Here is a 23,147-nt window from a genome sequence, read left to right on the forward strand (position 1 = left end):
GGACTATAAAGACTGGTATCTGATGCAAAATACCAGTTAATAGAGCTCCATCCCAAATTGACTACCCTTAAACCATGGGGAGAGGTCTGCAATTTATGCAGTTGATTGGCTGTTGAGGGTGGCAACGCCGCCTCGATAGGGTAACCTCATTGATTGGTTTCGCGACAGCAACATAACGGTAATGTCGCGGAAACACGGCGAGTCTAAGCTATGACTCGTTCGTTAGTAATCAACACCGCTTCTCACGCGGTGCCGATACGAAGGGAGTTCCGTATGGCCGAACTTACTGACCGCTTCGGGACCATGGTGTTCTCTGAGGAAGTCATGAAGGACTACCTCCCCAAGGACATTTGGAAGCGCCTTGCTGCAACCCTCGAGGGCGGTGAGCCGCTCGACCTGGATGTGGCCAACGCCGTTGCCCATGCCATGAAGGTCTGGGCCATCTCCAAGGGCGCGACGCACTACGCGCACTGGTTCCAGCCGCTTTCGGGCATTACTTCCGAGAAGCACGACAGCTTCCTGGAGCCCAACCACGACGGCACCGCCATTACCAAGTTTACGGGCAAGAACCTCATCCAGGGCGAGCCCGATGCCTCCAGCTTCCCCAACGGCGGCCTGCGCGCCACCTTCGAGGCCCGTGGCTACACCGCTTGGGATCCCACTAGCCCCGCCTTTATCAAGGACGATGTCCTGTGCATCCCCACGGCTTTCTGCTCCTACACGGGCGAGGCCCTGGACAAGAAGACCCCGCTGCTGCGTTCCATGACCGCGCTCTCGCGTGAGTCTAAGCGCGTTTTGGCGCTGTTCGGTAAGACCCCCAAGAAGGTCGTTCCTTCCGTGGGCGACGAGCAGGAGTACTTCCTGATCAAGAAGGACGCCTACCGCAAGCGCAAGGACCTGGTCATTACCGGCCGCACCCTCTTTGGTGCTGCTCCATGCAAGGGTCAGGAGCTCGAGGAGCACTACTTTGGCGCTATCCGCCCCACCGTCTCGGCCTACATGAAGGACTTGGACGATGAGCTGTGGGCGCTCGGCATTCCCGCCAAGACCAAGCACAACGAGGTTGCTCCCTGCCAGCATGAGCTCGCCCCCGTCTATGGCGAAGTCAACGAGGCCATCGACCAGAACCTGGTCATGATGGAGAAAATGAAGCTCATCGCCTCCCGCCACGACTTGGTTTGCCTGCTGCACGAGAAACCCTTCGAGGGCATCAACGGTTCGGGCAAGCACAACAACTGGTCGCTTGGCACCGAGTCCGAGAATCTGCTCGATCCGGGCGACACCCCGCTCGACAACCTGCAGTTCATCGTCTTCCTCACCGCGGTGATCGAGGCCGTCGATAACTATCAGGAGCTCCTGCGTGCCTCCGTTGCCTCGGCCGGCAACGACCATCGTCTGGGCGCCAACGAGGCTCCTCCGGCGATTATGTCCATCTTCCTGGGCGACCAGCTTACCGAGGTCGTCGAGAAGATCATCGATGGCAAGGCTTCCGTCCATGCCACGCGCGGCGTGCTCGACCTGGGCGCCGATACCCTGCCCAAGCTGATGCAGGACAACACCGACCGCAACCGCACCTCCCCGTTTGCCTTCACCGGCAATAAGTTCGAGTTCCGTGCCTGCGGCTCCGAGCAGAACGTCTCCGACTCCAACCTGGTGCTGGATGCCGCCGTGGCCAAGTCGCTCAAGTCCTTCGCCGACGCGCTTGAGGGTACGCCCGAGGATGAGTTCCAGGACGCTGCGCTCGAGTACTGCAAGAAGGTCCTGACCGACCACCAGCGCATCCTGTTCTCCGGTGACGGCTACTCCGACGAGTGGCCCGTTGAGGCCGAGAAGCGTGGTCTTGCCAACAACAAGACCACGGCCGACGCCCTGCCCGCCTTTGTTTCCGATAAGGCCATTGCGCTCTTTGAGGAGACGGGTGTCCTGACCAAGGCCGAGGCTCAGTGCCGCTACGACTGCAAGCTCGAGAAGTACAACAAGCTCATGAACATCGAGGCCACCACGATGGTTCGCGAGGCGCGTCGTACCTATCGCCCGGTCATTACCGCCTATGCCACCAAGGTCGCTAAGGGCCTTGAGACTATACGTGCCGCCGGTGCTGAGGCCGCCATGCAGTGCGAGCAGAACACGCTCAACAAGCTCTGCAACGGTATCACCACCATCAACGACTCCATCAAGGCGCTCGACGCCGTGCATCAGAAGGCCGAGGGCCTCGATGGTCAGGAGCAGGCCAACGTGTACGCGCACGAGGTCGTTCCCGCTATGGATGCGCTGCGTGCTGCCGTGGACGCAATGGAGGAGATCGTGGCCGCCGACTACTGGCCGGTCCCGACCTACGACGACATCCTGTTCTACGTATAGAGCGTAACTGACATATCGTCACGGTATTGAGCCGGGGTCCGCATCATGCTGGCCCCGGTTTTTGTTTGCGAAGGGCGCTTTGAAGCCCGTTTTGCCGCCGATTCGCCTAGGTATAAAGGGTTGTGGGCAAAAAACGTCAAATATGAGTACTGTCACAAGTCCTGTAGCATTATTTATTTGCAAAATATGCAGTGTTACGCAACATATGTCCAAGTACTTAGCCGATAAACGTCTGCAATTTTTCCGCCGTAGGACCCCTGGCGTCTAAATCGCCTTCTGATGGCATGAAATCGCTGTAACTAAAATGGTAGCAGTACTCATATTTGCCATTTTTTGCCCACGGGCCTTGCGATGATGCCGGGCTCCGCACCCTGCCGGGTTCGAATCCCGGCATATCGGTAGCAAAAAGCCCGCTACCGAATTGGTAACGGGCTTCACATCTCAAATGGTGCCCCCAGCGGGATGTCCGCGTGCGGCTGGCGCCGCCCGCTTTCGCTGCGTCGCTTCGCTCCTTGCGTGCTGCGCTGGAAAACGCTTCGCGTTTCCTCAGCTCCGCACCCTGTCGGGTTCGAATCCCGGCGCATGGGTAGCAAAAAGCCCGCTACCGCGAGGGTAACGGGCTCTTCAATTCAAATGGTGCCCCCAGCGGGATTCGAACCCGCGATATCCACCTTGAAAGGGTGGCGTCCTTGGCCGCTAGACGATGGGGACAGCGGGAAAGAGTATAGCAGACTTTTTTAGCCGTTCACATATCGTTGGCAAACTGAAAAACCACCACAAAGGTGCCTTGATTATCGACTTTATCCGAACACCTCCCACATTCATCCGCACATGTGCGGATGAATGTGGGAACCCGATACCCTGAGGGCCGGACCGGCCGGCCCCGGGAGATCGGAGGACGGCATGTCCGGAAAGAAGAAGAGTGGCTCCGCGAGGGCGGTCCCGAGGGCCTACGGAAGGCTCACGAGGCACGAGCGGGACACGGTCCAGAGGATGCTGGAGCGCAGGGCGTCGTGCAGGGAGATCGCGAGGGAGCTGGGCAGGTCGCCCTCGACGGTGAGCGCCGAGGTGGCGTCGCACAGGTTCGCGACGGCGCCGAAGGCCAGGCGCGGCGAGCGCGTGGACGCCACCGCCGACCTGTCGGCGGCCTGCCCGCGCCTGGCCGCGTGGCCGCGCTGCTGCAACGGGTGCGGGCGGTACCGCGCGATCGGCTGCAAGCGCCGCCCCCACGTCTTCTACGAGGCCCGGGCCGCGCAGCTGTGCGCCGACTCGGTCCTCGTCTCGTCCAGGCGCGGGATAGACGCCGACGAGCCCGCCGCGGCGGCCAGGCTGGAGGCCATCAGGGACTGCCTGCGCCGGGGGCTGTCGCCCGAGCAGATGGCGGCGCGCAACGGCGGGCCCGTGGACCTGTCGCCGTCGACCATCTACCGCTGGGTCTCGGCGGGCTACGACGGCATGACCAACATGGAGCTCAGGCGCAAGGTCGGATACAGGCCGAGGAAGCGCGCCGCGGGCCGGGCGGCGACCCGCCACTCCGCCCGCAGGTCGCATGCCGCGTTCCTCGCCCTCGGGGAGGACGCGTGCGCCGCGGCCTGGGAGATGGACACCGTCGAGGGGGCCCGGGAGGACTCCGCCTGCCTGCTCACGCTGCTGCACCGCCCCAGCAGGCTCCAGCTCGCGCTGCCGCTGGCGGAGAAGACCGCCGGGCGCGTCGCGGACGCCCTTGAGGGCGTCCGGGCGGTCCTCGGCGCCGACGGGACGCGCCGCGTGTTCCGCGCCGTGCTCACCGACAACGGCGCTGAGTTCTCCGACGAGCGGGCGATCGCGGCGCTGCTCGGCGAGGGGCCGGGCGAGACGAGGCTGTTCTACTGCGATCCGAGGCGCAGCGACCAGAAGGGCGCCTGCGAGCGAAACCACGTCGAGATAAGAAAGCTGCTGCCCAAGGGCTCCGGGCTCAGGTTCGACCGGCTCGCCCCGGCCGACCTGGCGCTGGCCATGTCGCACGTGAACTCCGAGCCCCGCGGCGCGCTCGGCTTCTCGACGCCCGCGCGCGCCTTCAGGGCGATGCTCGGGGAGGACGCGGCGGCGCTGCTGGACGCCTACGGCGTGGGGGACGTGGCGCTCGTCGATCTCGACCTGACGCCGGGGCTCATCGAGAGGGCGCGCGCCGAGAGGGGCGATGCCCCGCTGGCCTAGCCTGGAAGAAAACGGAATAGACGGACCGACCGTCCGGCTGAGTCTGGGAAGAGGTGCCGGGCGGCGGGCGGAGCATGGCCACCGGACCCATCGAAACACATCTCCACCGTTCCTTCAACTGGGAAAACGGCGCCCCCGGACCCCAGGAGGGGCCGCGGGGGCGTTCGGCTAACTGCGGGAATGGCCTATCCGCTCAATGTGTTCGGCTGAGATCGGAAATCAACCCACCACAAAGGTGCCTGTCCCCTTTGTGGTGGTGAGGTGCTAGGGGAGGAGCTTCATGGCGGCGTCGTGGGCGGCGTGCTCGTAGGTGTCGTCGAGGGGCTTGAGCGGCAGCAGGGCGGCAGCCTGTGCATCGCCACGGCGCTCGAGGGCATGGGCGATCAACCAGTCGGCGAGCTCGGGGTTCTTGGGCAGCGCCGGGCCATGCAGGTACGTGCCGATGACGCCCTTGTAGATCAGGCCCTCAAAGCCATCGTCGCCGTTGTTGCCGGTGCCCGTGACGACGGACGTTCCGAGCGGCGTGGCATCGGCGTCCAAAAGCGTGCAGCCGCCATGGTTCTCGAATCCCACAAAGGGCTCAGGTGCCAGGTCGGTTTTGACGGCTACGTTGCCGATCAGGCGGTCGGAGCCGCGTACGGTTTCGGCGGCAATGACCCCCAGACCCTCAATGCGATCCTCGCCCATATAGTACGAACGGCCGAGCAGCTGATAGCTGCCACAGATGGCGAGCAGCGAGCCGCCATCCTCAACATAGGATGCGACCTTGTCTTTTTGGGCGAGCAGCTCGTGTGCCACGGCTAGCTGGTCGCGGTCGGAGCCGCCACCCATCATGACGATATCGGCATCGGTGAGATCGAGTGACTCGCCCATACGGACCTCGTCCACGCGAACGGGGATGCCGCGCCAGGCGCAGCGACGCTCGAGGGCGATAACGTTGCCGCCGTCGCCGTAGAGGTTGAGGGCATCGGGGTACAGGTAGACGATGCGCAGCGGGCGCGAAAGCTCGACTGGCGCGATACCGACAGGAAGAGCGCTGCCGTCGGCACGGGCTACGGCGCGCCCAGCAACAGCGTCGGCGGTGGCGCCTTTCAGCCCGTCGAGCTCCTTGACCAGCGGCGGGAAGGCCGTGTAGTTGGCGACGGCGTAGAAGGTGTCATCGGCGGCCTCGTCTGCCACGGCGCCAATTGCCTGCGCGACGTCCGAGATAATCGCGGCATCGATGCCGGCGTACTTGAGGCGCACCTGCATGTCGTGCGCGCGTGTGCCTCCGGCAAAGGCGACAAGACCCGGCGTGTCGGCGATGCGCTCAAAGTCGACGTCGTAGATCCACGATACATCGTGGCCGTCGGCGTCGTTGTCGTTGAGGAAGAAAGCGCAGAGTCTGCCGCCTGCCGTCTTGATGGACTGGATTTGTCGATCGAAGCCTACGGGATTTTTGGCCAGGTTTGCCTCGACGGTACGGCCGGCGATCTCCCAGCGGCCCATGCGTCCGCCGGCGGGGACATAGGCATCGAGCGTGGGCTGCAGATGCGCCGCGTCTACGCCCAGCTCGCGCGCCGCAAAGAAGGCGGCGGCAACGTTGTAGACCATGTACAGGCCGTTGTAGCGCGTGGCGATGTGTACGGCAGCTGCGTCGGACGCAGATCCAAAGACCAGGTCAAAGCCGTAGCCGTCGCAGCCGAGCTCCACGCCCGTCACACGGCGGACCAGTGCGGGGCGTGCCCAACCGCACGAGGGGCAATGGTAGGCGCCGAGTTGACCATACTGCACATAGTCGTACTCCAACGGCGCGTTGCACTGCGAGCAAAAACGCGAGTCGCTAATGCGATCGGACTCGGTGCCCGTGGCGCCGTCGATGCCAAAGGCGATGCTCGTGTTAGGGACGCGCGCGGCAATCGAGGCGCACAGCGGGTCGTCGGCGTTGTAGATAAGCGTTGTTGTCGGCGAGAGCTCCAACGCATGGGCGATGACCTCCTGGGTGTGATCGATCTCGCCGTAGCGGTCTAGCTGGTCGCGGAACAGGTTGAGTAGCACAAAGTACGTCGGCTTGAGCTTGGGCAGAACGCGTACGGTGTAGAGCTCGTCACACTCAAAAACGCCCACGCGCTTGCCGCTGCTGGTGTGCCTAAGGCCGCCGCGGGCCTCGAGCAGAGCACCCACCACACCAGGTTCCATATTGTTGCCGGCACGGTTGCACACCACGGTAGCACCGCTGGCAGCAACGGCATCGGCGATGAGGTTGGAGGTGGTGGTCTTGCCATTAGTGCCGGTGATCACCACGCTGCGGTCGACCAGGCTCGCGAGGTCGCTTAGCAGCTCGGGGTCGATTTTCATGGCGATGCGGCCGGGAAGCACGCCACCCTGGCGTTTGAGGACAGAGCGCAGTCCCCAGCGAGCGATATCGCTCGAGGTGCAGGCAAGAGATGAGCGGAAGTTCATGAAGCCGTTCCTAACATAGATGACATGGTCGGGGCGATCGCGTCGCTAAAAGCCGTAGCGGCGCGCAAATTCCTGGGCAAGCTGCGATACGTCTTCGCAGGCATTGGCCCAGGGGGCAAAGTCGGGGGTATCCGAGATAATGCCGTCCGCTTCCCAAACGGCCTGGTGCGAAAGATCCCAGGGATCGCGTGGCTCGGGCCGGCAGGGAAGGTACGGCGTCTGGTACATGGGGTTCAGCAAGAAGAACGCGCCGCCCTCGCAGCGGTTAGCAAACTCGCGCAGCGCGCGTGTCGCCGGGCGCATCTTGTTCGTTTTGAACAGCAGAATCGTGCGGGCGAGCAGATACCAAGGAGAGTTCTCGAGTGCGTCTGCCCCGATCTCTTCCTCGAGCTGGTGGGCTAGGGCAAAAAAGCCGTCCTGATCTTCCAGACGAGCGAGGGCGAGCAACACGGTGCCTGCGGCTCGGGTGGGATAGCCTTCTGCCTTAAGGACGCGGCGGGCGTAGTTGGCGGCAGCGCGGTAGCGGGCGCTCGCCATGCACAGCTGCGAGATGGCCTCGAGCGTATGAAGCCACCCGATAAGAGCCGGCTCGCTCACGGTGAGATCGGCCGCCGTCACGCTGTCTGTCAGCACTTTGTTGGCCCAGTAGTGCGGGGCTTCCATGTCGAACCCGGGCACGCTTTGCTGCAGGTAATCGGCCGTGGTCGCCTCGAGCTTCATCAGGTCGCCCAGGCAGGCGTCAACGGGCATGTCGGCCAGGATGATGGCGAGCAGCTGGGCATCGAGGACATGCGCATCGACGCGGACGATCTTGAGCAGTTCATCACGCATATCGTCGAACAGGCGGTTGCGCGTCTGCTCAAACTCCTCGTCGCTGCCCATGTCCTCGATGCGATGGAGCTCGTCGAGCAGGTGGCGATGAACACCGGCATAGGACAGCAGCGCTTGGGCATGCTCGGACTGCGCATACTTTTGAGGATTCGCGCTAATGTCGTTATGGACAAGCTCGCGTGCTGCATCGGTGAGCTCGGGGTGCGACGCCAGATAGGTGCGCTCCAGGTAGGCGGGGATGTAGACGCTCGGATCCATTAGAGGTCCCCTCCCTTAAATGGAAGTCCCTGCTCGGCTGCGCGCAGGATGCGCTCGTCGATCTGGGAACGCACGATATCGTTGGTGGCGACCCAGGCGGCAAAGCTGGCGTTGTCGGGGGCGCCCAGGCCCTCCTGCAGCACCGGCGTCGCCTCGGACAGCGCGAGGACAAGCTCGTCGGTGGAGCCTACGCCTACGTTGACGCGGGCATAGACGCCATCGGGAAACTCGGTTTGGAAGTAGAGTGCCTCGGCTGCGTGCGGACACGAGCGCACAAGGATACGCAGGTAGTGCTCGGCGCCCTCGTAGTCCAGTTCGCGCCAAGCCGTGCTCATCAGCGCGATGAGCGTCCACGGGTCCAAGTCGCGCTCCGCATCTTTGGGGCGGCGGCGCAGTGGGGTATTCGCGAGGTACGGCACGGAGTGTGCGGAGCGAAAGCGCTTGAGCTCCTCGGCGGGGTATTCGAGCTTTGCCATGGCGAGCATCGCGGTGTGGCGGACACCAGCGGGGTCGTTGGGCGCAAAGTCCAAGCTGCGATTCGCGGCTTCGAGCGACATGCGATAGCGGCCGCTAATGAGGGCGCGCGATGCCAAGGCGGCAAGCCAGCGCAGATAGGGGCGGCGCGTAAGGTCGCCTGCGGCCTCGCGCTCGTAGGGGTCCTGGGCCGAGGCGATTTTGAGCGCTAGGTCGTGCTCGACCTCATCGCACTTGGACACCAGGTACTGTACGTATTCCTCGTTGGATTCGGCGGTGAGGGCGGTCAGCATGCGCTGAGCGTCCCAGTTGGCCGGATCGAGTGCGGCCGCCTCGCGGAGCATGTTCTCGGCAGCTGTCTCTTCTTGCTCTGCCTGGGTATCGTCAGGGATAAAGGGAATGCGGTAGTCGACAGCCTCGACCACCTTGGCAATGAGGTGCCCGGCGCGGTCGCGGTCGTGCACGATGAGCGGTGCGGGGTTGCGGGTGAATTGTTCCATCAGACGCTCTACGGCGGCAGCGTCGGTGAGCGGGATATTGTCGCGGCGCAAGGCCTCAAGAACGAGGCGATGGCAATCCTCTTGAATGGGATCGAATGCCATGGGGCCTCCTTTGCTGCGGTTAGGGTTCAAATGTTTCTATATAAGGTTCTAGTTTACCCGCATGTGGCACACCGGGGGTGCCGCACTTGGACTTGCACCTTTGCACCACGAAGACGGATGTCGCACAAATGTCGGCACCTTGGACGACCGAGTGGTATCACGGTGCCGCAAACGGTCGATTTTTGGCGGCGAACGGTGCATATTTTGGAGGGGCACCGTCCTGCCCAGGATATGTAGTCAACCTTGATAAAACGTTTGCCCAGCTTGGGAGTATGAATGCCGCACAAGGGTCTTCAGGGATAGAAAAAACGTTTCATCATTGGCGGCTTTAGGTGAATAACTGACCAACCAGAACGGTAAAATAGTGTTTGTCTGAGCGTTGAGACGTTTAGACATCGCGCATTGTCATCGCCGGCAACGCGCAAACCGGTCCTAACGGAGCCAATTGGGTGCTCCGTTATATACGCAAGTCTAAGAGGGGCTTGTTTAGGAGGCACAGTATGGGACGTTTTACCAATCCTCGCGATCTGTACTTTGGTGAGGGCGCTCGCCACGAGGTGAAGAACCTCAAGGGCAAGAAGGCCATCATCGTTTCTGGCGGCAGCTCTATGCGTCGCGGCGGGTTCCTGCAGGACGTCGAGGCCGACCTCAAAGAGGGCGGCTTCGAGGTCAAGCTGTTCGAGGGCGTCGAGTCCGATCCGTCCATCGAGACGGTCATGAAGGGCGCCGAGGCCATGCGCGAGTTCGAGCCCGACTGGATTATCGCCATCGGCGGCGGCTCGCCCATCGATGCCGCTAAGGCCATGTGGGTCTTCTACGAGTATCCCGAGGAGTCCTTCGATAACATCATCCAGCCGTTCAGCTTCCCCGAGCTGCGTCAGAAGGCTCACTTCTGCGCCATCTCCTCTACCTCCGGTACCGCTACCGAGGTCACTGCCTTCTCCGTCATCACCGACTACGCCAAGGGCATCAAGTACCCGCTGGCCGACTTCAACATCACCCCTGATGTCGCCATCGTCGACCCCGAGCTCACCTACACCATGCCCGCCAAGCTGTGCGCTCACACCGGCATGGACGCTCTGACCCACTGCATGGAGGCCTACGTTTCCACCTGCGCCTCTATGTTCACCGATGCCAACGCTCTGCACGGCATCCGCGAGATCGTCGAGTGGCTGCCCAAGTCCTATGCTGGCGACCATGAGGCCCGTCAGCACATGCACGAGGCTCAGTGCATCGCCGGTATCGCCTTCTCCTCGGGCCTGCTCGGCATCGTTCACTCCATGGCTCACAAGACCGGTGCTGCCTTCGAGAACGGCCACATCATCCACGGTGCTGCTAACGCCATGTACCTGGGCAAGGTCATCCAGTGGAACTCCAAGGATCCCCGTGCTGCCGAGCGTTACGCTTACGTGGCCAAGGAGATCCTGCACCTTCCCGGCGAGACCAACGAGGAGCTCATCGCTGCACTCGTCCAGAAGATTCGCGACCTCAACGACCAGCTCAACATTCCGCAGTCCATCAAGGATTACGCGAATGGTGGCGTGAAGGTCGACGCCGAGAACCCGCAGATGGTTTCCGAGGAGGAGTTCCTCGCCAAGCTGCCCGAGATCGCCGCGAACGCCGAGCAGGACGCTTGCACGCCCGAGAACCCGCGTGAGACCAAGGCTGCCGACTTCGAGAAGATCCTCAAGGCCTGCTACTACGACACCGACATCGATTTCTAATCGACTCTTGTTATCGTAACGAGGGGCTCCGCACGTATCTGTACGGAGCCCCTTTCTTTTTTCTTTTAGAGAATGGGATAGTTATGGCTGCAATTTTCAATAGCCCCAGCAAGTACATCCAGGGTCCGGACGAGCTCGCCAAGCTCGGCTCCTATGTCGAGCCGCTCGGCGCTAAGGCCCTCGTCATCGTGACGCCTTCGGGCAAGAAGCGCGTCGGTGCCAAGATCGAGGGCGGCTTTGCCGAGGCCAAGGCCGAGCTGCTGTTTGAGGACTTTAACGGCGAGTGCTCCAAGGGCGAGGTCGATCGCCTGGTTGCGCTCGCTCGCGACAACGGTTGCGACATCATCGTCGGCGTCGGTGGCGGCAAGATCCTCGACACCGCGAAGGCCGTCGCCTATTACCTGGAGTCCCCGGTTATCATTTGCCCCACCATTGCCTCGACCGATGCACCGTGCTCGGCGCTTTCGGTGCTTTACACCGATGACGGCCAGTTCGATAAGTACCTCTTCCTTAAGGCAAACCCCAATATCGTCCTGATGGATACGACGGTTATCGCGGCGAGCCCGGTGCGCCTGACGGTTTCCGGTATGGGCGATGCGCTCGCAACCTACTTCGAGGCCCAGGCGACGCACGATGCCGACGGCGGCACCTGCGCTGGCGGCAAGGGCAGCATGGCTGGTCTGGCGCTCGCCAAGCTCTGCTACGAGACGCTTATGGCCGATGGCGTCAAGGCCAAGGTTGCGCTGGAGAAGGGTGCGCTCACGCCTGCCGTCGAGCACATCATCGAGGCCAATACGCTGCTTTCGGGCATTGGCTTTGAGAGCTCGGGCCTTGCTGCCGCTCATGCCATCCACAATGGCCTGACGATGCTGCCCGAGTGCCACAGCATGTATCACGGCGAGAAGGTCGCCTTCGGCACTATCGTCCAGCTGGTACTCGAGGATGCCCCGACCGAGAAGCTCGAGGAAGTCTTGGGCTTCTGCATTGAGCTGGGCCTGCCGGTCACGATGAAGGAACTTGGCGTTGCCGAGCTTACGCGCGAGCAGGCCATGATTGTTGCCGAGGCCGCGTGCGCGCCCGAGGACACCATGTGCAATATGCCGTTTGAGGTGACGCCCGAGATGGTCGCAAACGCCATCCTGGGTGCCGACGCACTGGGCCACTACTATCTCATGGATGAGTAAATCAAGCTAAGGAAGGGGCAAAGCCAACAGATGGCTTTGCCCCTTTTTGCTATGGTGCAAAGGGGTCAGGGTACTTTGCACCCATCGTTGTTTGATGAAGGGTGGATTCTCGTATGGCGCTTCCTATGGTTTATGGCGGCCCCGGTCGGTATGTTCAGGGACCGGGGGAGCTTTCGCGCCAGGGCAGGTATTTGTCATGGTTGGGCTGCGCTGCCTATGTCTTGTTTGACCAGGGCACCGAGGATCGGCTGTGCAGGCAGATCGTCGATGGATTTCTGGATGAAGATCTAAGCGAGCCGTTCTTTAAGATTTACAACGGTCCGTGTACGGAAGATGCCGTTGTCGAAATGGCCAAGGAAGCCCGGGCCGAGTATTGCGACATGGTGGTGGGCATTGGCGGCGGCAAGATGCTCGATATCGCCAAGGCCGTTGCGTTTTATGCCGAGTTGCCGTTGTGTGTATGTCCCACGGCGGCGTCGATGGACGGTCCGTGCAGCGCGATTTCGGTGCTGTATCACGAGGATGGGTCGTTCGACCGCTACCTGATGCTCGAGAAGAATCCAGACTTGGTCGTGGTCGATACCAACGTGGTCGCGGCGGCCCCGCTGCGTATGACGGTCGCTGGTATGGGCGATGCGCTGGCAACGTATTTCGAGGCGCGTTCGTGCGCCGCGGCGCACGGCGCCAACGAGCACGGTGGCGCGCCGGGACACTTGGCCTTGGTTGCGGCTCGTGCCTGCTATGACACACTCATGGAGTGCGGCGTCGCTGCCAAGCGCGATCTCAAAAAGGGCCGTACATCGCCAGCGGTTGAGCGCCTGATCGAGTGCAATATTCTGCTCTCGGGTGTTGGCTTTGAGAGTGGTGGCTTAGCGCTTGCCCATGCCATAGCCAACGGCCTGACGATTCTGCCCGAGTGCAAGGCCATGCATGGTGAGGCCGTGGCATTTGGCCTGGTGGTGCAGCTGCGCCTGGAGCGTGCGCCCGAGCTTGATCAGGTGCTCGAGTTTTGCCAGCGCGTTGGTCTACCGACGACGCTCGCGGAGCTGGGACTTGGCGAGATTTCCGATACCGACCTGATGAGCGTTGCGGATGCGGTCTTTAGAAACGAGCGCAATATGGCCAACGAGCAGGCCAAGGTGACCAGACAAAAGCTCGTGCAGCTCATGTGCGAGGCATAGCTTGGCACTTGATTGACCTTGTGCAATCGAGGCGGCGATAGGCCATGGGCTATTTGCCGCAAAGATGCTCCGCGTGTAATTTGCCCGAGGCGTGGGCCGATAGCGTATCATTATCTCTTGCTTGTTTGCACTGCTCAGGGAGGGGCCGCGCATGGCGCAGGAACACGATCTGTTTGATGACATTATCGAGATCAGCAAGGGTTTCGACTTTCTTAAAAACCCGCTTGGCGGCGTGACCGATGCACTCGATCCATCGGCGCCGCAGTGGAATCCTGCCGACTACAAGGAGCGCCCGCGCGGCAACACCATTCCGTGCTTGACCTGCAAAAACGAAAAGAGCGGCTGCACCGCGTGCATGGACGTGTGCCCGGTCAACGCTATCGAGGTCGAGGAAGACTCCATCGAGATCCTCGACTCCTGTCGCAAGTGCGGCCTGTGCGCCGCTACTTGCCCGACGGAGGCGATCATCTCTCCGCGCCTTGCACCCAAAAACGTCTACGACGACATTGTCTCGGCGGCTACGAGCCACGAGACCGCCTACGTTACCTGCACGCGTGCCCTTAAGCGCATGCCGCGCGAAAACGAAGTCGTCGTTGCCTGCGTGGGCGATATTACGGCGGAGACCTGGTTCTCGGTACTGGCCGACTATCCCAACGTGAGTGTGTACCTGCCGTTGGGCGTGTGCGATAAATGCCGCAACACCGGCGGTGAGGACATTCTTGGCGAGGCGATTGCGAAGGCCGAAGAGTGGTCTGGCACGGGTATGGGCCTAGAGGTCGACCCCAAGAGCCTCAAGTGCCATAAGCGCCGCGAGTACGAGCGCAAGGAGTACATGGAAAAGATTGCCCGCACCACGGGCCTAACGGTGACCAAGCTCAATCCGGCGACGGCGGCGCTGGCCTCGGTGACGCAAAAGCTCAAGGCTCATCGCCATCAGATTACCCAGCTCGAGCGTACGCTCAACACCATGTGCGGCACCACGACGACCAAGCGTCGCCGTTCGCTCACGCACGGGCGGCAGCTGGTGCTCTCGACGCTGCAGAACCACCCCGAGCTTGCCCAGAATATGCAGGTGAGCACACCGGAATGCGATTTTGACAAGTGCACGTCATGCGGCGAGTGCGTCAACGTGTGCCCCACGTTTGCCTGCGATTTGGTGGGAAGCGGTCGCTTTGCACTGGAGTCCACGTATTGCCTAGGTTGCGGAGCCTGCGTCAAGGTGTGCCCCGAGCATGCGCTCAAGCTGGTCGAGCACGATGCGTCCAATCTGGTCGTTGTCGACCCCGAGGCCGAGGAAAAGGCCGCTCAGAAGGCCAAGGCCCACGAAGAGGCCCAGAAGGTCAAGGCCGAGGCAAAGGCCAAGCTGGACAAGATGCTCGACCAGGTGGAGAAGCTCGCGGACTAGTCAGCGAGCTCTATCTCTGCTTCATTTGCGCCGCCGCGGTGTCCGGATTCGCCCGGATGCTGCGGCGGCGCTATACTTATACGGTTTGAAGTACCTGTACCAAAAGGAGCTGTCGTGTCCCTTTCCATCGGTATCGTGGGCCTGCCCAACGTGGGCAAGTCGACGCTGTTCACCGCGCTTACCAAAAAGACCGGCCTTGCCGCCAACTACCCGTTTGCCACGATCGACCCCAACGTGGGTATCGTCGACGTGCCCGATAGCCGCTTGCAAAAGCTTGCCGACATCGTTAACCCGGGTCGCATTGTGCCGGCGACGGTCGAGTTCGTCGACATCGCAGGTCTGGTGAAGGGCGCTAACGAGGGCGAGGGCCTGGGCAACCAGTTCCTGGCCAACATTCGCGAGACCGACGCCATCTGCGAGGTCGTGCGCTACTTTAAGGATCCCAACGTCATGCGCGAGGTGGGCCGCACCGGCGAGTTCGTCGATCCCGCCGGCGATGCCGACACCATCATGACCGAGCTCATCCTGGCCGACATGGGCACGCTCGAGAAGCAGCTGCCTAAGCTCGAGAAGGAGGCCAAGCGCGACAAGGAGCTCATGCCCAAGTTCGAGGTTGCCAAGCGCCTGCTTGCCTGGCTCAACGAGGGCAAGCGCGCCGCATCCATGGAGATGACCGACGAGGAGCGTGCCGCCGCCAAGGGGCTGTTCCTGCTCACCATGAAGCCCATCCTGTATGTGGCCAACGTGGACGAGGATATGCTCAACGACGATCTGGCGCCCATCGACGGCGTCAAGCCGCTGCCGATCTGCGCCAAGATCGAGGCCGAGCTTTCCGAGCTCGATCCCGAGGACGCCGCCGACTACCTGGAAAGCCTGGGCCTGGAACAGCCCGGTCTGGACGTGCTCGCGCAGGCGGCCTATAAGCTGCTCGGTCTGCAGTCGTTCTTTACGGCCGGCGAGATGGAGGTCAAGGCCTGGACGGTTCGTCAGGGCGCGACCGCTCCGCAGGCCGCCGGTGTTATCCATACCGACTTTGAGCGCGGCTTTATTAAGGCCGAGGTCATTGGCTACGACGACTACATCGAGCTCGGCGGCGAGCAGGGCGCCAAGGCCGCCGGCAAGCTGCGTATTGAGGGCAAGGACTATGTCATGGCCGATGGCGACGTCGTGCACTTCCGCTTTAACGTGTAAGGGCGACGCATATGTTTAAATACGGCAAAAAAGCTGGGTACATGGGTATTGCGCTGCTCGTACTTGCGGTGATCCCGCTGGTGGTTGCAGCGTGTGTTATCCCCAACATTGGCCCCGAGGTGGCAACGAAGTTTAACGCCGCCGGCGAGGTGACGCGCTGGGGCAAGAGCTACGAGCTGTTGGCGCTGCCGGTACTCAATCTGCTGCTGAGCGTGGCGACGTACTTTACGGCGGGACGCCAGGCAAAAAATAATGATGACTCCGCCGCCATGGCGCGCATCGTGTGCGAGCGCTACCTGCGCAACGGTTGCATCACGGGTGTGTTCCTCAACGTGATCAACGTTTACTTTATGTACTCGGCGATTACTGGAACGGGCTTTGGCTTTGGTTTCTAGCTTGTCCTTTTAGGCAACGAGCCTGCACGCATATTCAATGGCTGCTGCGAGGCCGCCGCTCGATCGTGGTTTAAAGACCATGTCGGCGGCGGCCTCGTTTTCGTATCCGGCGCCGCGAAGGGCGAGTGCGATACCGGCTTCCAGGAGAAGGGGCAGACCGCGTTGGCTGGTTGCGATCACGGCAGCCTGATTGAGCGAGCAGCTGTGCGCTTGGCATTGGATGGCAAGTTCACCTTGCGCCGGGCAAGGGACCAGAATGGCGGCGACGCGACTTGATAGCAATGCAAATGCCGTGCGCTCATCGGGCGAAAGGGCTTCTGCTTCAACGACGACGAGCTTGGGCGGTGCGCTGTTTGTGCGAAGCGTGGCTCGGTACATGCGGACCGAAGAACCCGACATAGAAAACTCCTGTGTATTCGGCAAAACGTAAACTATAGTTTACGTTTATGTTCGGCTCCATTTCAAACTCGGCTGCATGGACGAACGTGCGAAACAGATTCTTGGCAGGCGGGTCGAAGAGACACGCAGGGACCTTGGTATCTCCAAGGTTGATTTTTGTGTGGCGACAGGAATCAGCCGACCCTACCTCGATCGAATCGAAGATGGGACGGCAAATTTCACGCTCAAGGTTCTATTTAAGATCGCGCCCGCACTCGGCATGACGGTGTCAGAGCTTCTCGAGGGCATCGAATAGGGGATACCCGTCGACAACTGAATTACGCCATCGGGATACGGTCGTGGTTGACTTGGCTGTAGAACAGGCGCTGGATCTCGGCGGCATCGCGTGACTGGCCGAGCGCCCACATGGTTTTGGCCACGAGCGTCTCGGTGGTCATATCGTCGCCGCGCAAAATACCCGGATGATCGGCGTAAGCTCGGCCGACCTCATAAACACCCAGGTCAAGGCCCTCCTCGGGGACCTGCGTGGTCATAACGACGGTGCGACCCGAATCGACCCAGCGGAAAATTGCCTCTTGGAACGAATCGCCGGACTCGCCAAACTCGGGAATACCGCCAATGCCAAAGGTCTCAAGAATTACAGCATCGTAGCTATCGGCTAGGGCGTCCAGGATACCCGGGTTCACGCCGGGCGTCAGCTTAAGGACAAATACGCGCGGATTGATACTGTCGTAGAAACGCACCGGGCTCTCATTCTGATGAGTGCCGTGAAGCCCGTTGCGCACAATGCGGTCGTTGCGGATGTAGGCAATGGGCGGATAGTTGACGCTAATGAACGCGTTAAAGCTCATGGTGCGCTGCTTGCGGGCGCGCGTGCCAGCAATGGCGACGCCGCCAAACACGATCGAAACGTCGTGCGAATGCTCGTCGAGCGCATAGAGCAGGCTCTGGTACAGGTTGAGCTTGGCGTCGGTAAAGGGATTGCCCATGGGCTTTTGCGAGCCGGTGAGCACGATAGGCTTAGGGCTGTCCTGAATCAGATAGGAAAGCGCCGCCGCGGTGTAGCTCATGGTGTCGGTGCCGTGTAGAATCACGAATCCGTCGTGGTCGGCATAGCCCTTGACGATGACGTCGCGGATACACATCCAGTCGCTGGGGCGCATGTTGGTGCTGTCGATGTTCATGGGCTGCACGACGTCGAGCTCGCAGAGGCCCGAGATCTCGGGGACGCTCTGGGCGAGCTCCTCACCGGTCAGGGCGGGGGAGAGGCCGTTGCCGTCCTCGGTCGATGCGATGGTGCCGCCCGTGGCGATGAGAAGGATGCGCTTCATGCTGGTATTCCTATCGTATTTGCCGCCGCAGAGGCGGAGTCGTTCGGCAGTATTGTGGCACAGGGCGTCCAATGTTCAAACGTATTACATCATCTGTAACGTTTGAAAACACTTCAATTGCCGTCAAACAGGGGCCCAGGTCGTGCGTTTGCCGTGCGCTGATGGCTGCGAGGGGCGAGAAACCCCATATAACGTGTACACTATGAAGGCTATTTTCGTTCATTCACGCGGGTGGGCACCGGCTCCCCGCCAACAAGAGGGGGAACCATGGATCAAAAGGCTTCCGCAAAGGTCCTCGTACTCGACTTTGGTGCGCAGTACGGTCAGCTCATTGCCCGTCGCGTCCGCGACCTCAACGTGTATTCCGAGATTGTCCCCTGCGACATCTCGGCCGACGAGATTCGCGAGATGAACGCCTCTGCGCTCATCCTTTCCGGCGGTCCGGCTTCCGTGTATGCCGAGGACGCTCCGTCTATAGATCCCGCCATCTTTGACCTGGGCCTTCCCGTCCTGGGCTTCTGCTACGGCCATCAGATCACGGCCGTGACGCTCGGCGGCAAGGTCGGCCACTCCGAGGTGGGCGAGTACGGCCGCGCCACCATCACGCGCACGGCCGGCGCCAAGCTCTTTAACTCCACGCCCATGGAGCAGACCGTGTGGATGAGCCACCGCGACGCCGTTTCCGAGGTGCCCGAGGGCTTTACCGTTACCGCCAGCACTGACGTGTGCCCGGTTGCCGCCATGGAGTGCGTCGAGCGCAAGATTTTCACCACGCAGTTCCACCCCGAGGTCAAGCACTCCGAGTATGGTCAGCAGCTGCTGAGCAACTTCCTGTTTGAGATCTGCGGCCTGGAGCCCAACTGGAGCATGGACAACCTGGTCGAGACCATGACGGCCGAGTTCCGCGAGAAGGTCGGCGACGACCGCGTGATTCTGGCCCTGTCCGGTGGCGTCGACTCCTCCGTCGTGGCTGCGCTGGGTGCTCGCGCCGTGGGCAAGCAGATGACCTGCGTGTTCATCAACCACGGCCTGCTGCGCAAGGGCGAGCCTGAGCAGGTGGAGGAGGTCTTCACCAAGCAGTTTGACGTCGACTTTATCCACGTCCACGCCGAGGACCGTTATGCCGAGCTTCTGGCCGGTGTGACCGAGCCCGAGGAGAAGCGCCGCATCATCGGTACGCAGTTCTGGAAAGAGTTCTTCGCCGTGGCGCAGCAGCTCGAGACCGATGGCAAGCCGGTCAAGTACCTGGCTCAGGGCACCATCTACCCCGACATCATCGAGTCCGGCGCTCGCAAGACGGGCGGCAAGACGGCCACCATCAAGAGCCATCACAACCTGATCCCGTTCCCCGAGGGCGTGCACTTCGACCTCATCGAGCCGCTCGACCACTTCTTTAAGGACGAGGTCCGCGCGCTTGGTCTGGCACTGGGCCTGCCGGGTCACATCGTGTTCCGCCAGCCTTTCCCGGGCCCGGGTCTTGCCATCCGCATCATCGGTGCGGTCGACAAGGAGAAACTCGAGATCCTCAAGAACGCCGACGCTATCGTGCGCGAGGAGCTGGATGCCTACAACCAGCGCCTGTTTGAGCAGACCGGCGAGCGCAACTCCGAGCACAGCTGCTGGCAGTATTTCGCGGTCCTGCCCGACATTAAGTCTGTGGGCGTTATGGGCGACGAGCGTACCTACCAGCGCCCGATCATCCTGCGTGCCGTCGAGTCCAGCGATGCCATGACCGCCGACTGGGCCAAGCTGCCCTACGATGTACTGGCCCGCATCTCCGGCCGCATCGTTGCCGAGGTCCCCGGCGCCAACCGCGTGTGCTACGACATCACGTCCAAGCCGCCCGCGACCATCGAGTGGGAGTAAGCCGATAGGGCTTTGACCTGCACTTTTTAGTGCCGCACTGTGCCTCTGAGTTTCGTTTCGTACGAGGGTCACGGCAAAGCCACCAGCGACATTGGTGAGTAAAACCGATTATCGAGCCTCCGTTCCCGCGTTGGAACGGGGGCTTTTTCTTTGCCTTTTTACTCCCTTTCACCTGCGATTTCGCCATTTACTCCCTGTGTTTCAAGAGGACAAGGCACGGGGCGGTATTCGGAGGAGCGGGAGTAAAGATTCATCCCAAGTGAGTAGACGCGCGGTTTTTGTCCCCGAGGGCGAAACGGGGCCGTTTCGGGGCCTGTGAAACTCAAATCGAACTCAATAGGCTTTTCGGCGGTCTTCTCACAGCGTTTTCCCAGGTGGTTAATGGGGAGTAAGAATCTCGCCGCCTCAATGAAAACGGGAGTAACCAGGGGAAATGCCGCGGCGTACTGCCGCGTGCCGCCATGTAAGCCACCGCGTTATTTACTCCCCATGTACGCCGGAAATGCCTTGGCATGCAATGGGGAGTAAAAACTCAGCTTACGCAGGCCCGAGCGGCGCTCACCGCCTAACCTGGCGTTCTGATTTGGTTGCGTTGATTGCAAATAGCTAGGAGTCGCTACAGCGAGGCTTTCCAGTCCTCGTACTCGCTGTCGTCGAGCTCGCCGTTCTCGAGCTGCGCGCGCTTCTCTGCCCACAGCTTGATGGCCATCGCGGCTTTGGGTGCGTGCGGAGCCTTGGGGTTCAGGGAGAGCCCCGAGCCGTCGGCTGCGGGCACGATGCCGAAGGAGTCCTCGAGCCGCACGAGCAGCGACATGAGGTCGCCCGCGGTCTCGACGCCGTAATCCTTGAGGGCGTTGACGGACACGCCGAGCGCTGCGGCGATGGATTCGAGCAGCTCGGGCTTCACGGCGCGGATGCCGCTCTCGTAGTGGCGCACGGCCCCCTCGGTCAGACCGACCGCCTCGGCGAGCTGCACCTGCGTCATGCCGCGCAGCTTGCGGTACCGCCTTATGTTTTCGCCTACGGACATGCGCCCTCCTCCTGGAATTACGTACCCGCACATCTTATCAACGTACGCAAATGTACGCAATTATATTGACAGTACAGATATGTACGTTTACTCTGAATCTGTAAACCGTACGTATCTGTACGCTATTGATAGGAGGATCCATGGACGAGAAGGTGGCGAAGACGCCGAGGCCGCACATGCTGGACGCCGACGAGGTCGCGGAGCTGCTGAGGATCAAGAAAGGCAGCGCCTACGAGGTGATCAGGAAGATAAACGCCGAGCAGGAGGCGCGCGGGCGCGTGGTGATCCGCGGGCGCGTTCGAAGCGACGTCTTCGACGCCCTTTACTTCCCGGAGGTGGACTGACATGCCCGTGTACAAGGATGACAACAACGGCACGTTCTACGTGCAGTGCTACTACCGCGACGCTCGCGGCTCGAAGCGCCACAAGACGAAGCGCGGCTTCTCCTCCGAGGTGGAGGCCGCAGTGTGGGAGGGCCAGTTCAAGAGCCTTAACGGCGGGGCCATGGACATGACGTTCTCCGAGTTCGTCGAGGTGTACGCCTCCGAGGTGAAGCCTCGCATACGCGAGCACACGTGGATCACCAAGGAGTACATCATCAACGACAAGCTCGTGCCGTTCTTCGGGGACATGCGCATGTGCGACGTGAGGCCGATCGACGTCATCAGGTGGCAAAACGAGCTCACCGAACACAGGGATGCCGACGGGAAGCCCTGGGCGCCGACGTATCTGCGCACGGTGAACAACCAGCTCAACGCCATCTTCAACCACGCCGAGCGCTACTACGGCCTCACCGACAACCCGGTGCGCAGGGTCGACAAGATAGGTTCGAAGAAGGGCGGCGAGATGCAGTTCTGGACCAAGGACGAGTACCTGAGGTTCAGCGAGACCGTCATGGACAAGCCACTCTCGTTCCACGCCTTCGAGCTGCTCTACTGGACGGGCATCCGCTGCGGCGAGCTTCTGGCGCTCACGCCGTCCGATTTCATGCTGGAGAGCTCGCGGCTGCGCATCAACAAGTCGTACCAGAGCCTCCACGGCGTGGACACCGTGACCGACCCCAAGACGCCCAAGTCAGTGCGCACGATCGTCATGCCAGCCTTCCTGCGCGACGAGATGGCGGACTTCATCGAGATGCGCGACGACGTCGCCCCCGACGAGCGCCTGTTCGCCGTTACCAAGCACTTCCTGGCGCACGAGATGGAGCGCGGGTGCAAGGCGTCGGGCGTAAAGCGCATCCGCATACACGACATACGCCATAGCCATGTGAGCCTGCTGATCGAGATGGGCTTCTCCGCGCTGGCCATCGCCGAACGCATGGGACACGAGGCGGTGGACATCACCTACCGCTACGCGCACCTGTTCCCCACGAAGCAGGACGAGATGGCCGTCGCCCTTGACGGAGCGAGGGGGTAAGCAAGATGCCGTGCGAGAACAGCGCCCGCAAGCGCAGCAAGACGATGGCGTTCCGCTGCACGCCCGAAGAGCACAAGCTCATATGCGAGATGGCTGCTTGGAGCGGCATGCTCAGGCAGGACTATATCATCGCCAAGCTCACCGATACCCAGGTCGAGGTGAGGCCCTCAGTGAGCGTTCAGAAGGCGCTGAAGGACTCGATGGCGGAGTTGGCCAGGGAGGTGCGCCTGGCGGCCTCTTACGGCGAGCTGAGCGATTCTCTGCAGCAGAGGGTTGAGCTCGTAATGAAGTTCTTTCTGGCGCTCGGCGAGGAGGTTGACGCACCAGCGGAGGAAGAGGCGCAAATAAAGGCGCCCTTGGCTGTACCGAAGACGCCTGAAGCCGGCGCCGATGGCGACACGAGCATCTTCGGGATGGGGCGCGGGTAGCGTAATATCTGAAGCCACCCTTGAAGGGTTTGCGCAAAATTGGTTCTTGATCCATGCGCGCAAAAGGAGAAGATGGGGCACATACGCTGATGAAGGGTGATGAGGGAATCGATTGGCTTCAAGATCGACCCTACGAGTCGTTGCTCTTCGGCATCAATTGGTACAGCTAGAAACAAAGCAGCAAGGTCATTCGCGTTAATTGCCGGATAACTTGTTCCTGTGCAGTGCTCCAAAACGCAAGAGACGAATTGGTCTCGTTGTAAGGATGAAAATAAGAACCTCCCATCACAAAGCGGTCGAAGCTGTGCATAGCCCGTTGAGAAAACATAGTCCTCATCAGGCAGTTCATAAAAATAGTTGTTCTTCTGATACGGTCGCACGGTTTGATAAAAAATATCGCCAAAGCTGGCAAGTCGTTGGGCACGAGAGGGAG

At 61.3% G+C, this 23,147-nt stretch carries 19 protein-coding genes and 1 tRNA gene; 13 read left to right on the top strand and 7 right to left on the bottom strand.

Annotation, left to right across the window (positions count from 1 at the left end):
* The first annotated feature begins 273 nt into the window (after nucleotides 1–273).
* Nucleotides 274–2,361: a glutamine synthetase III gene (locus ACGHIZ_RS02475; protein ID WP_138111648.1), complete on the top strand. Its 2,088-nt coding sequence runs from the start codon at nucleotides 274–276 to the stop codon at nucleotides 2,359–2,361.
* A gap of 634 nt (nucleotides 2,362–2,995) precedes the next feature.
* Here the strand turns inward: ACGHIZ_RS02475 and ACGHIZ_RS02480 are convergent.
* Nucleotides 2,996–3,072, bottom strand: a tRNA-Glu gene (locus tag ACGHIZ_RS02480).
* A 192-nt stretch (nucleotides 3,073–3,264) separates the two neighbouring features.
* Between ACGHIZ_RS02480 and ACGHIZ_RS02485 the strand changes: the two genes are divergently transcribed.
* Nucleotides 3,265–4,557 carry an IS30 family transposase gene (locus ACGHIZ_RS02485; RefSeq protein WP_390448890.1) on the top strand — a complete coding sequence of 431 codons (1,293 nt, stop codon included), beginning with the start codon at nucleotides 3,265–3,267 and terminating at the stop codon, nucleotides 4,555–4,557.
* A gap of 264 nt (nucleotides 4,558–4,821) precedes the next feature.
* On the opposite strand, the gene ACGHIZ_RS02490 is transcribed toward ACGHIZ_RS02485, so the two are convergent.
* From ACGHIZ_RS02490 to ACGHIZ_RS02500, 3 genes are read right to left on the bottom strand one after another with little or no spacing between them, the layout of a single operon-like run.
* On the bottom strand, nucleotides 4,822–6,999 hold the full coding sequence (locus ACGHIZ_RS02490; RefSeq protein WP_229066804.1) for a MurT ligase domain-containing protein: 2,178 nt from the start codon (nucleotides 6,997–6,999) through the stop codon (nucleotides 4,822–4,824).
* 45 nt (nucleotides 7,000–7,044) lie between these two features.
* The gene (locus ACGHIZ_RS02495) at nucleotides 7,045–8,088 is read right to left on the bottom strand and encodes a hypothetical protein (RefSeq protein WP_138111650.1); all 1,044 of its coding nucleotides are present in this window, start codon (nucleotides 8,086–8,088) and stop codon (nucleotides 7,045–7,047) included.
* A complete protein-coding gene (locus tag ACGHIZ_RS02500) occupies nucleotides 8,088–9,164 on the bottom strand; it encodes a hypothetical protein (protein WP_035136915.1) in 1,077 nt (358 codons plus the stop codon). Before ACGHIZ_RS02500 ends, ACGHIZ_RS02495 begins: the two co-directional genes overlap by 1 nt.
* A gap of 500 nt (nucleotides 9,165–9,664) precedes the next feature.
* Between ACGHIZ_RS02500 and ACGHIZ_RS02505 the strand changes: the two genes are divergently transcribed.
* The 6 genes from ACGHIZ_RS02505 (at nucleotide 9,665) to ACGHIZ_RS02530 (ending at nucleotide 16,244) form a co-directional block, all read left to right on the top strand.
* Nucleotides 9,665–10,888: an iron-containing alcohol dehydrogenase gene (locus ACGHIZ_RS02505; RefSeq protein ID WP_035136916.1), complete on the top strand. Its 1,224-nt coding sequence runs from the start codon at nucleotides 9,665–9,667 to the stop codon at nucleotides 10,886–10,888.
* 83 nt (nucleotides 10,889–10,971) lie between these two features.
* Nucleotides 10,972–12,072: a glycerol dehydrogenase gene (locus tag ACGHIZ_RS02510; RefSeq protein WP_138111652.1), complete on the top strand. Its 1,101-nt coding sequence runs from the start codon at nucleotides 10,972–10,974 to the stop codon at nucleotides 12,070–12,072.
* 113 nt (nucleotides 12,073–12,185) lie between these two features.
* Nucleotides 12,186–13,253 (top strand): glycerol dehydrogenase, encoded by a 1,068-nt coding sequence (locus ACGHIZ_RS02515; protein WP_195568500.1) that lies wholly within the window; start codon nucleotides 12,186–12,188, stop codon nucleotides 13,251–13,253.
* Nucleotides 13,254–13,404: 151 nt separating this feature from the next.
* Nucleotides 13,405–14,658 carry a 4Fe-4S binding protein gene (locus ACGHIZ_RS02520; RefSeq protein ID WP_195568502.1) on the top strand — a complete coding sequence of 418 codons (1,254 nt, stop codon included), beginning with the start codon at nucleotides 13,405–13,407 and terminating at the stop codon, nucleotides 14,656–14,658.
* 114 nt (nucleotides 14,659–14,772) lie between these two features.
* A complete protein-coding gene (gene ychF / locus ACGHIZ_RS02525; protein ID WP_035136922.1) occupies nucleotides 14,773–15,849 on the top strand; it encodes a redox-regulated ATPase YchF in 1,077 nt (358 codons plus the stop codon).
* A gap of 41 nt (nucleotides 15,850–15,890) precedes the next feature.
* The gene (locus ACGHIZ_RS02530) at nucleotides 15,891–16,244 is read left to right on the top strand and encodes a DUF1648 domain-containing protein (RefSeq protein ID WP_225093255.1); all 354 of its coding nucleotides are present in this window, start codon (nucleotides 15,891–15,893) and stop codon (nucleotides 16,242–16,244) included.
* A gap of 9 nt (nucleotides 16,245–16,253) precedes the next feature.
* Here the strand turns inward: ACGHIZ_RS02530 and ACGHIZ_RS02535 are convergent, their stop codons facing one another.
* On the bottom strand, nucleotides 16,254–16,643 hold the full coding sequence (locus ACGHIZ_RS02535) for a hypothetical protein (protein ID WP_138111664.1): 390 nt from the start codon (nucleotides 16,641–16,643) through the stop codon (nucleotides 16,254–16,256).
* A 76-nt stretch (nucleotides 16,644–16,719) separates the two neighbouring features.
* Here ACGHIZ_RS02535 and ACGHIZ_RS02540 point away from each other — a divergent pair, with 76 nt between their 5' ends.
* Nucleotides 16,720–16,938, top strand: a complete 219-nt coding sequence (locus tag ACGHIZ_RS02540) for a helix-turn-helix domain-containing protein (RefSeq protein ID WP_035136926.1) — start codon at nucleotides 16,720–16,722, stop codon at nucleotides 16,936–16,938.
* A 22-nt stretch (nucleotides 16,939–16,960) separates the two neighbouring features.
* On the opposite strand, the gene ACGHIZ_RS02545 is transcribed toward ACGHIZ_RS02540, so the two are convergent.
* On the bottom strand, nucleotides 16,961–17,974 hold the full coding sequence (locus tag ACGHIZ_RS02545; protein WP_195568504.1) for an asparaginase: 1,014 nt from the start codon (nucleotides 17,972–17,974) through the stop codon (nucleotides 16,961–16,963).
* A 267-nt stretch (nucleotides 17,975–18,241) separates the two neighbouring features.
* On the opposite strand from ACGHIZ_RS02545, the gene guaA reads away from it, so the two are divergent.
* Nucleotides 18,242–19,840: a glutamine-hydrolyzing GMP synthase gene (gene guaA, locus ACGHIZ_RS02550; protein ID WP_035136929.1), complete on the top strand. Its 1,599-nt coding sequence runs from the start codon at nucleotides 18,242–18,244 to the stop codon at nucleotides 19,838–19,840.
* 616 nt (nucleotides 19,841–20,456) lie between these two features.
* Here guaA and ACGHIZ_RS02555 read toward each other — a convergent pair.
* A complete protein-coding gene (locus tag ACGHIZ_RS02555; RefSeq protein WP_368134076.1) occupies nucleotides 20,457–20,870 on the bottom strand; it encodes a helix-turn-helix domain-containing protein in 414 nt (137 codons plus the stop codon).
* A 140-nt stretch (nucleotides 20,871–21,010) separates the two neighbouring features.
* On the opposite strand from ACGHIZ_RS02555, the gene ACGHIZ_RS02560 reads away from it, so the two are divergent.
* From ACGHIZ_RS02560 to ACGHIZ_RS02570, 3 genes are read left to right on the top strand one after another with little or no spacing between them, the layout of a single operon-like run.
* Complete coding sequence (locus tag ACGHIZ_RS02560) at nucleotides 21,011–21,214, top strand: hypothetical protein (protein ID WP_006681531.1); 204 nt, start codon at nucleotides 21,011–21,013, stop codon at nucleotides 21,212–21,214.
* A 1-nt stretch (nucleotide 21,215) separates the two neighbouring features.
* Nucleotides 21,216–22,286 carry a tyrosine-type recombinase/integrase gene (locus tag ACGHIZ_RS02565; RefSeq protein ID WP_390448900.1) on the top strand — a complete coding sequence of 357 codons (1,071 nt, stop codon included), beginning with the start codon at nucleotides 21,216–21,218 and terminating at the stop codon, nucleotides 22,284–22,286.
* A 5-nt stretch (nucleotides 22,287–22,291) separates the two neighbouring features.
* Nucleotides 22,292–22,714: a plasmid mobilization protein gene (locus ACGHIZ_RS02570; RefSeq protein WP_390448903.1), complete on the top strand. Its 423-nt coding sequence runs from the start codon at nucleotides 22,292–22,294 to the stop codon at nucleotides 22,712–22,714.
* Nucleotides 22,715–23,147: the final 433 nt, after the last annotated feature.

The sequence above is a fragment of the Collinsella sp. i05-0019-G5 genome (assembly GCF_042851345.1).
Classification (GTDB): domain Bacteria; phylum Actinomycetota; class Coriobacteriia; order Coriobacteriales; family Coriobacteriaceae; genus Collinsella.

Bases quoted from the DNA above. Each gene is read 5' to 3' on its own strand.
- ACGHIZ_RS02475 (WP_138111648.1), top strand. From the start codon at position 274: ATGGCCGAACTTACTGACCGCTTCGGGACCATGGTGTTCTCTGAGGAA.
- ACGHIZ_RS02485 (WP_390448890.1), top strand. From the start codon at position 3,265: ATGTCCGGAAAGAAGAAGAGTGGCTCCGCGAGGGCGGTCCCGAGGGCC.
- ACGHIZ_RS02490 (WP_229066804.1), bottom strand. From the start codon at position 6,999: ATGAACTTCCGCTCATCTCTTGCCTGCACCTCGAGCGATATCGCTCGC.
- ACGHIZ_RS02495 (WP_138111650.1), bottom strand. From the start codon at position 8,088: ATGGATCCGAGCGTCTACATCCCCGCCTACCTGGAGCGCACCTATCTG.
- ACGHIZ_RS02500 (WP_035136915.1), bottom strand. From the start codon at position 9,164: ATGGCATTCGATCCCATTCAAGAGGATTGCCATCGCCTCGTTCTTGAG.
- ACGHIZ_RS02505 (WP_035136916.1), top strand. From the start codon at position 9,665: ATGGGACGTTTTACCAATCCTCGCGATCTGTACTTTGGTGAGGGCGCT.
- ACGHIZ_RS02510 (WP_138111652.1), top strand. From the start codon at position 10,972: ATGGCTGCAATTTTCAATAGCCCCAGCAAGTACATCCAGGGTCCGGAC.
- ACGHIZ_RS02515 (WP_195568500.1), top strand. From the start codon at position 12,186: ATGGCGCTTCCTATGGTTTATGGCGGCCCCGGTCGGTATGTTCAGGGA.
- ACGHIZ_RS02520 (WP_195568502.1), top strand. From the start codon at position 13,405: ATGGCGCAGGAACACGATCTGTTTGATGACATTATCGAGATCAGCAAG.
- ACGHIZ_RS02530 (WP_225093255.1), top strand. From the start codon at position 15,891: ATGGGTATTGCGCTGCTCGTACTTGCGGTGATCCCGCTGGTGGTTGCA.
- ACGHIZ_RS02535 (WP_138111664.1), bottom strand. From the start codon at position 16,643: ATGTCGGGTTCTTCGGTCCGCATGTACCGAGCCACGCTTCGCACAAAC.
- ACGHIZ_RS02540 (WP_035136926.1), top strand. From the start codon at position 16,720: ATGGACGAACGTGCGAAACAGATTCTTGGCAGGCGGGTCGAAGAGACA.
- ACGHIZ_RS02545 (WP_195568504.1), bottom strand. From the start codon at position 17,974: ATGAAGCGCATCCTTCTCATCGCCACGGGCGGCACCATCGCATCGACC.
- guaA (WP_035136929.1), top strand. From the start codon at position 18,242: ATGGATCAAAAGGCTTCCGCAAAGGTCCTCGTACTCGACTTTGGTGCG.
- ACGHIZ_RS02555 (WP_368134076.1), bottom strand. From the start codon at position 20,870: ATGTCCGTAGGCGAAAACATAAGGCGGTACCGCAAGCTGCGCGGCATG.
- ACGHIZ_RS02560 (WP_006681531.1), top strand. From the start codon at position 21,011: ATGGACGAGAAGGTGGCGAAGACGCCGAGGCCGCACATGCTGGACGCC.
- ACGHIZ_RS02565 (WP_390448900.1), top strand. From the start codon at position 21,216: ATGCCCGTGTACAAGGATGACAACAACGGCACGTTCTACGTGCAGTGC.
- ACGHIZ_RS02570 (WP_390448903.1), top strand. From the start codon at position 22,292: ATGCCGTGCGAGAACAGCGCCCGCAAGCGCAGCAAGACGATGGCGTTC.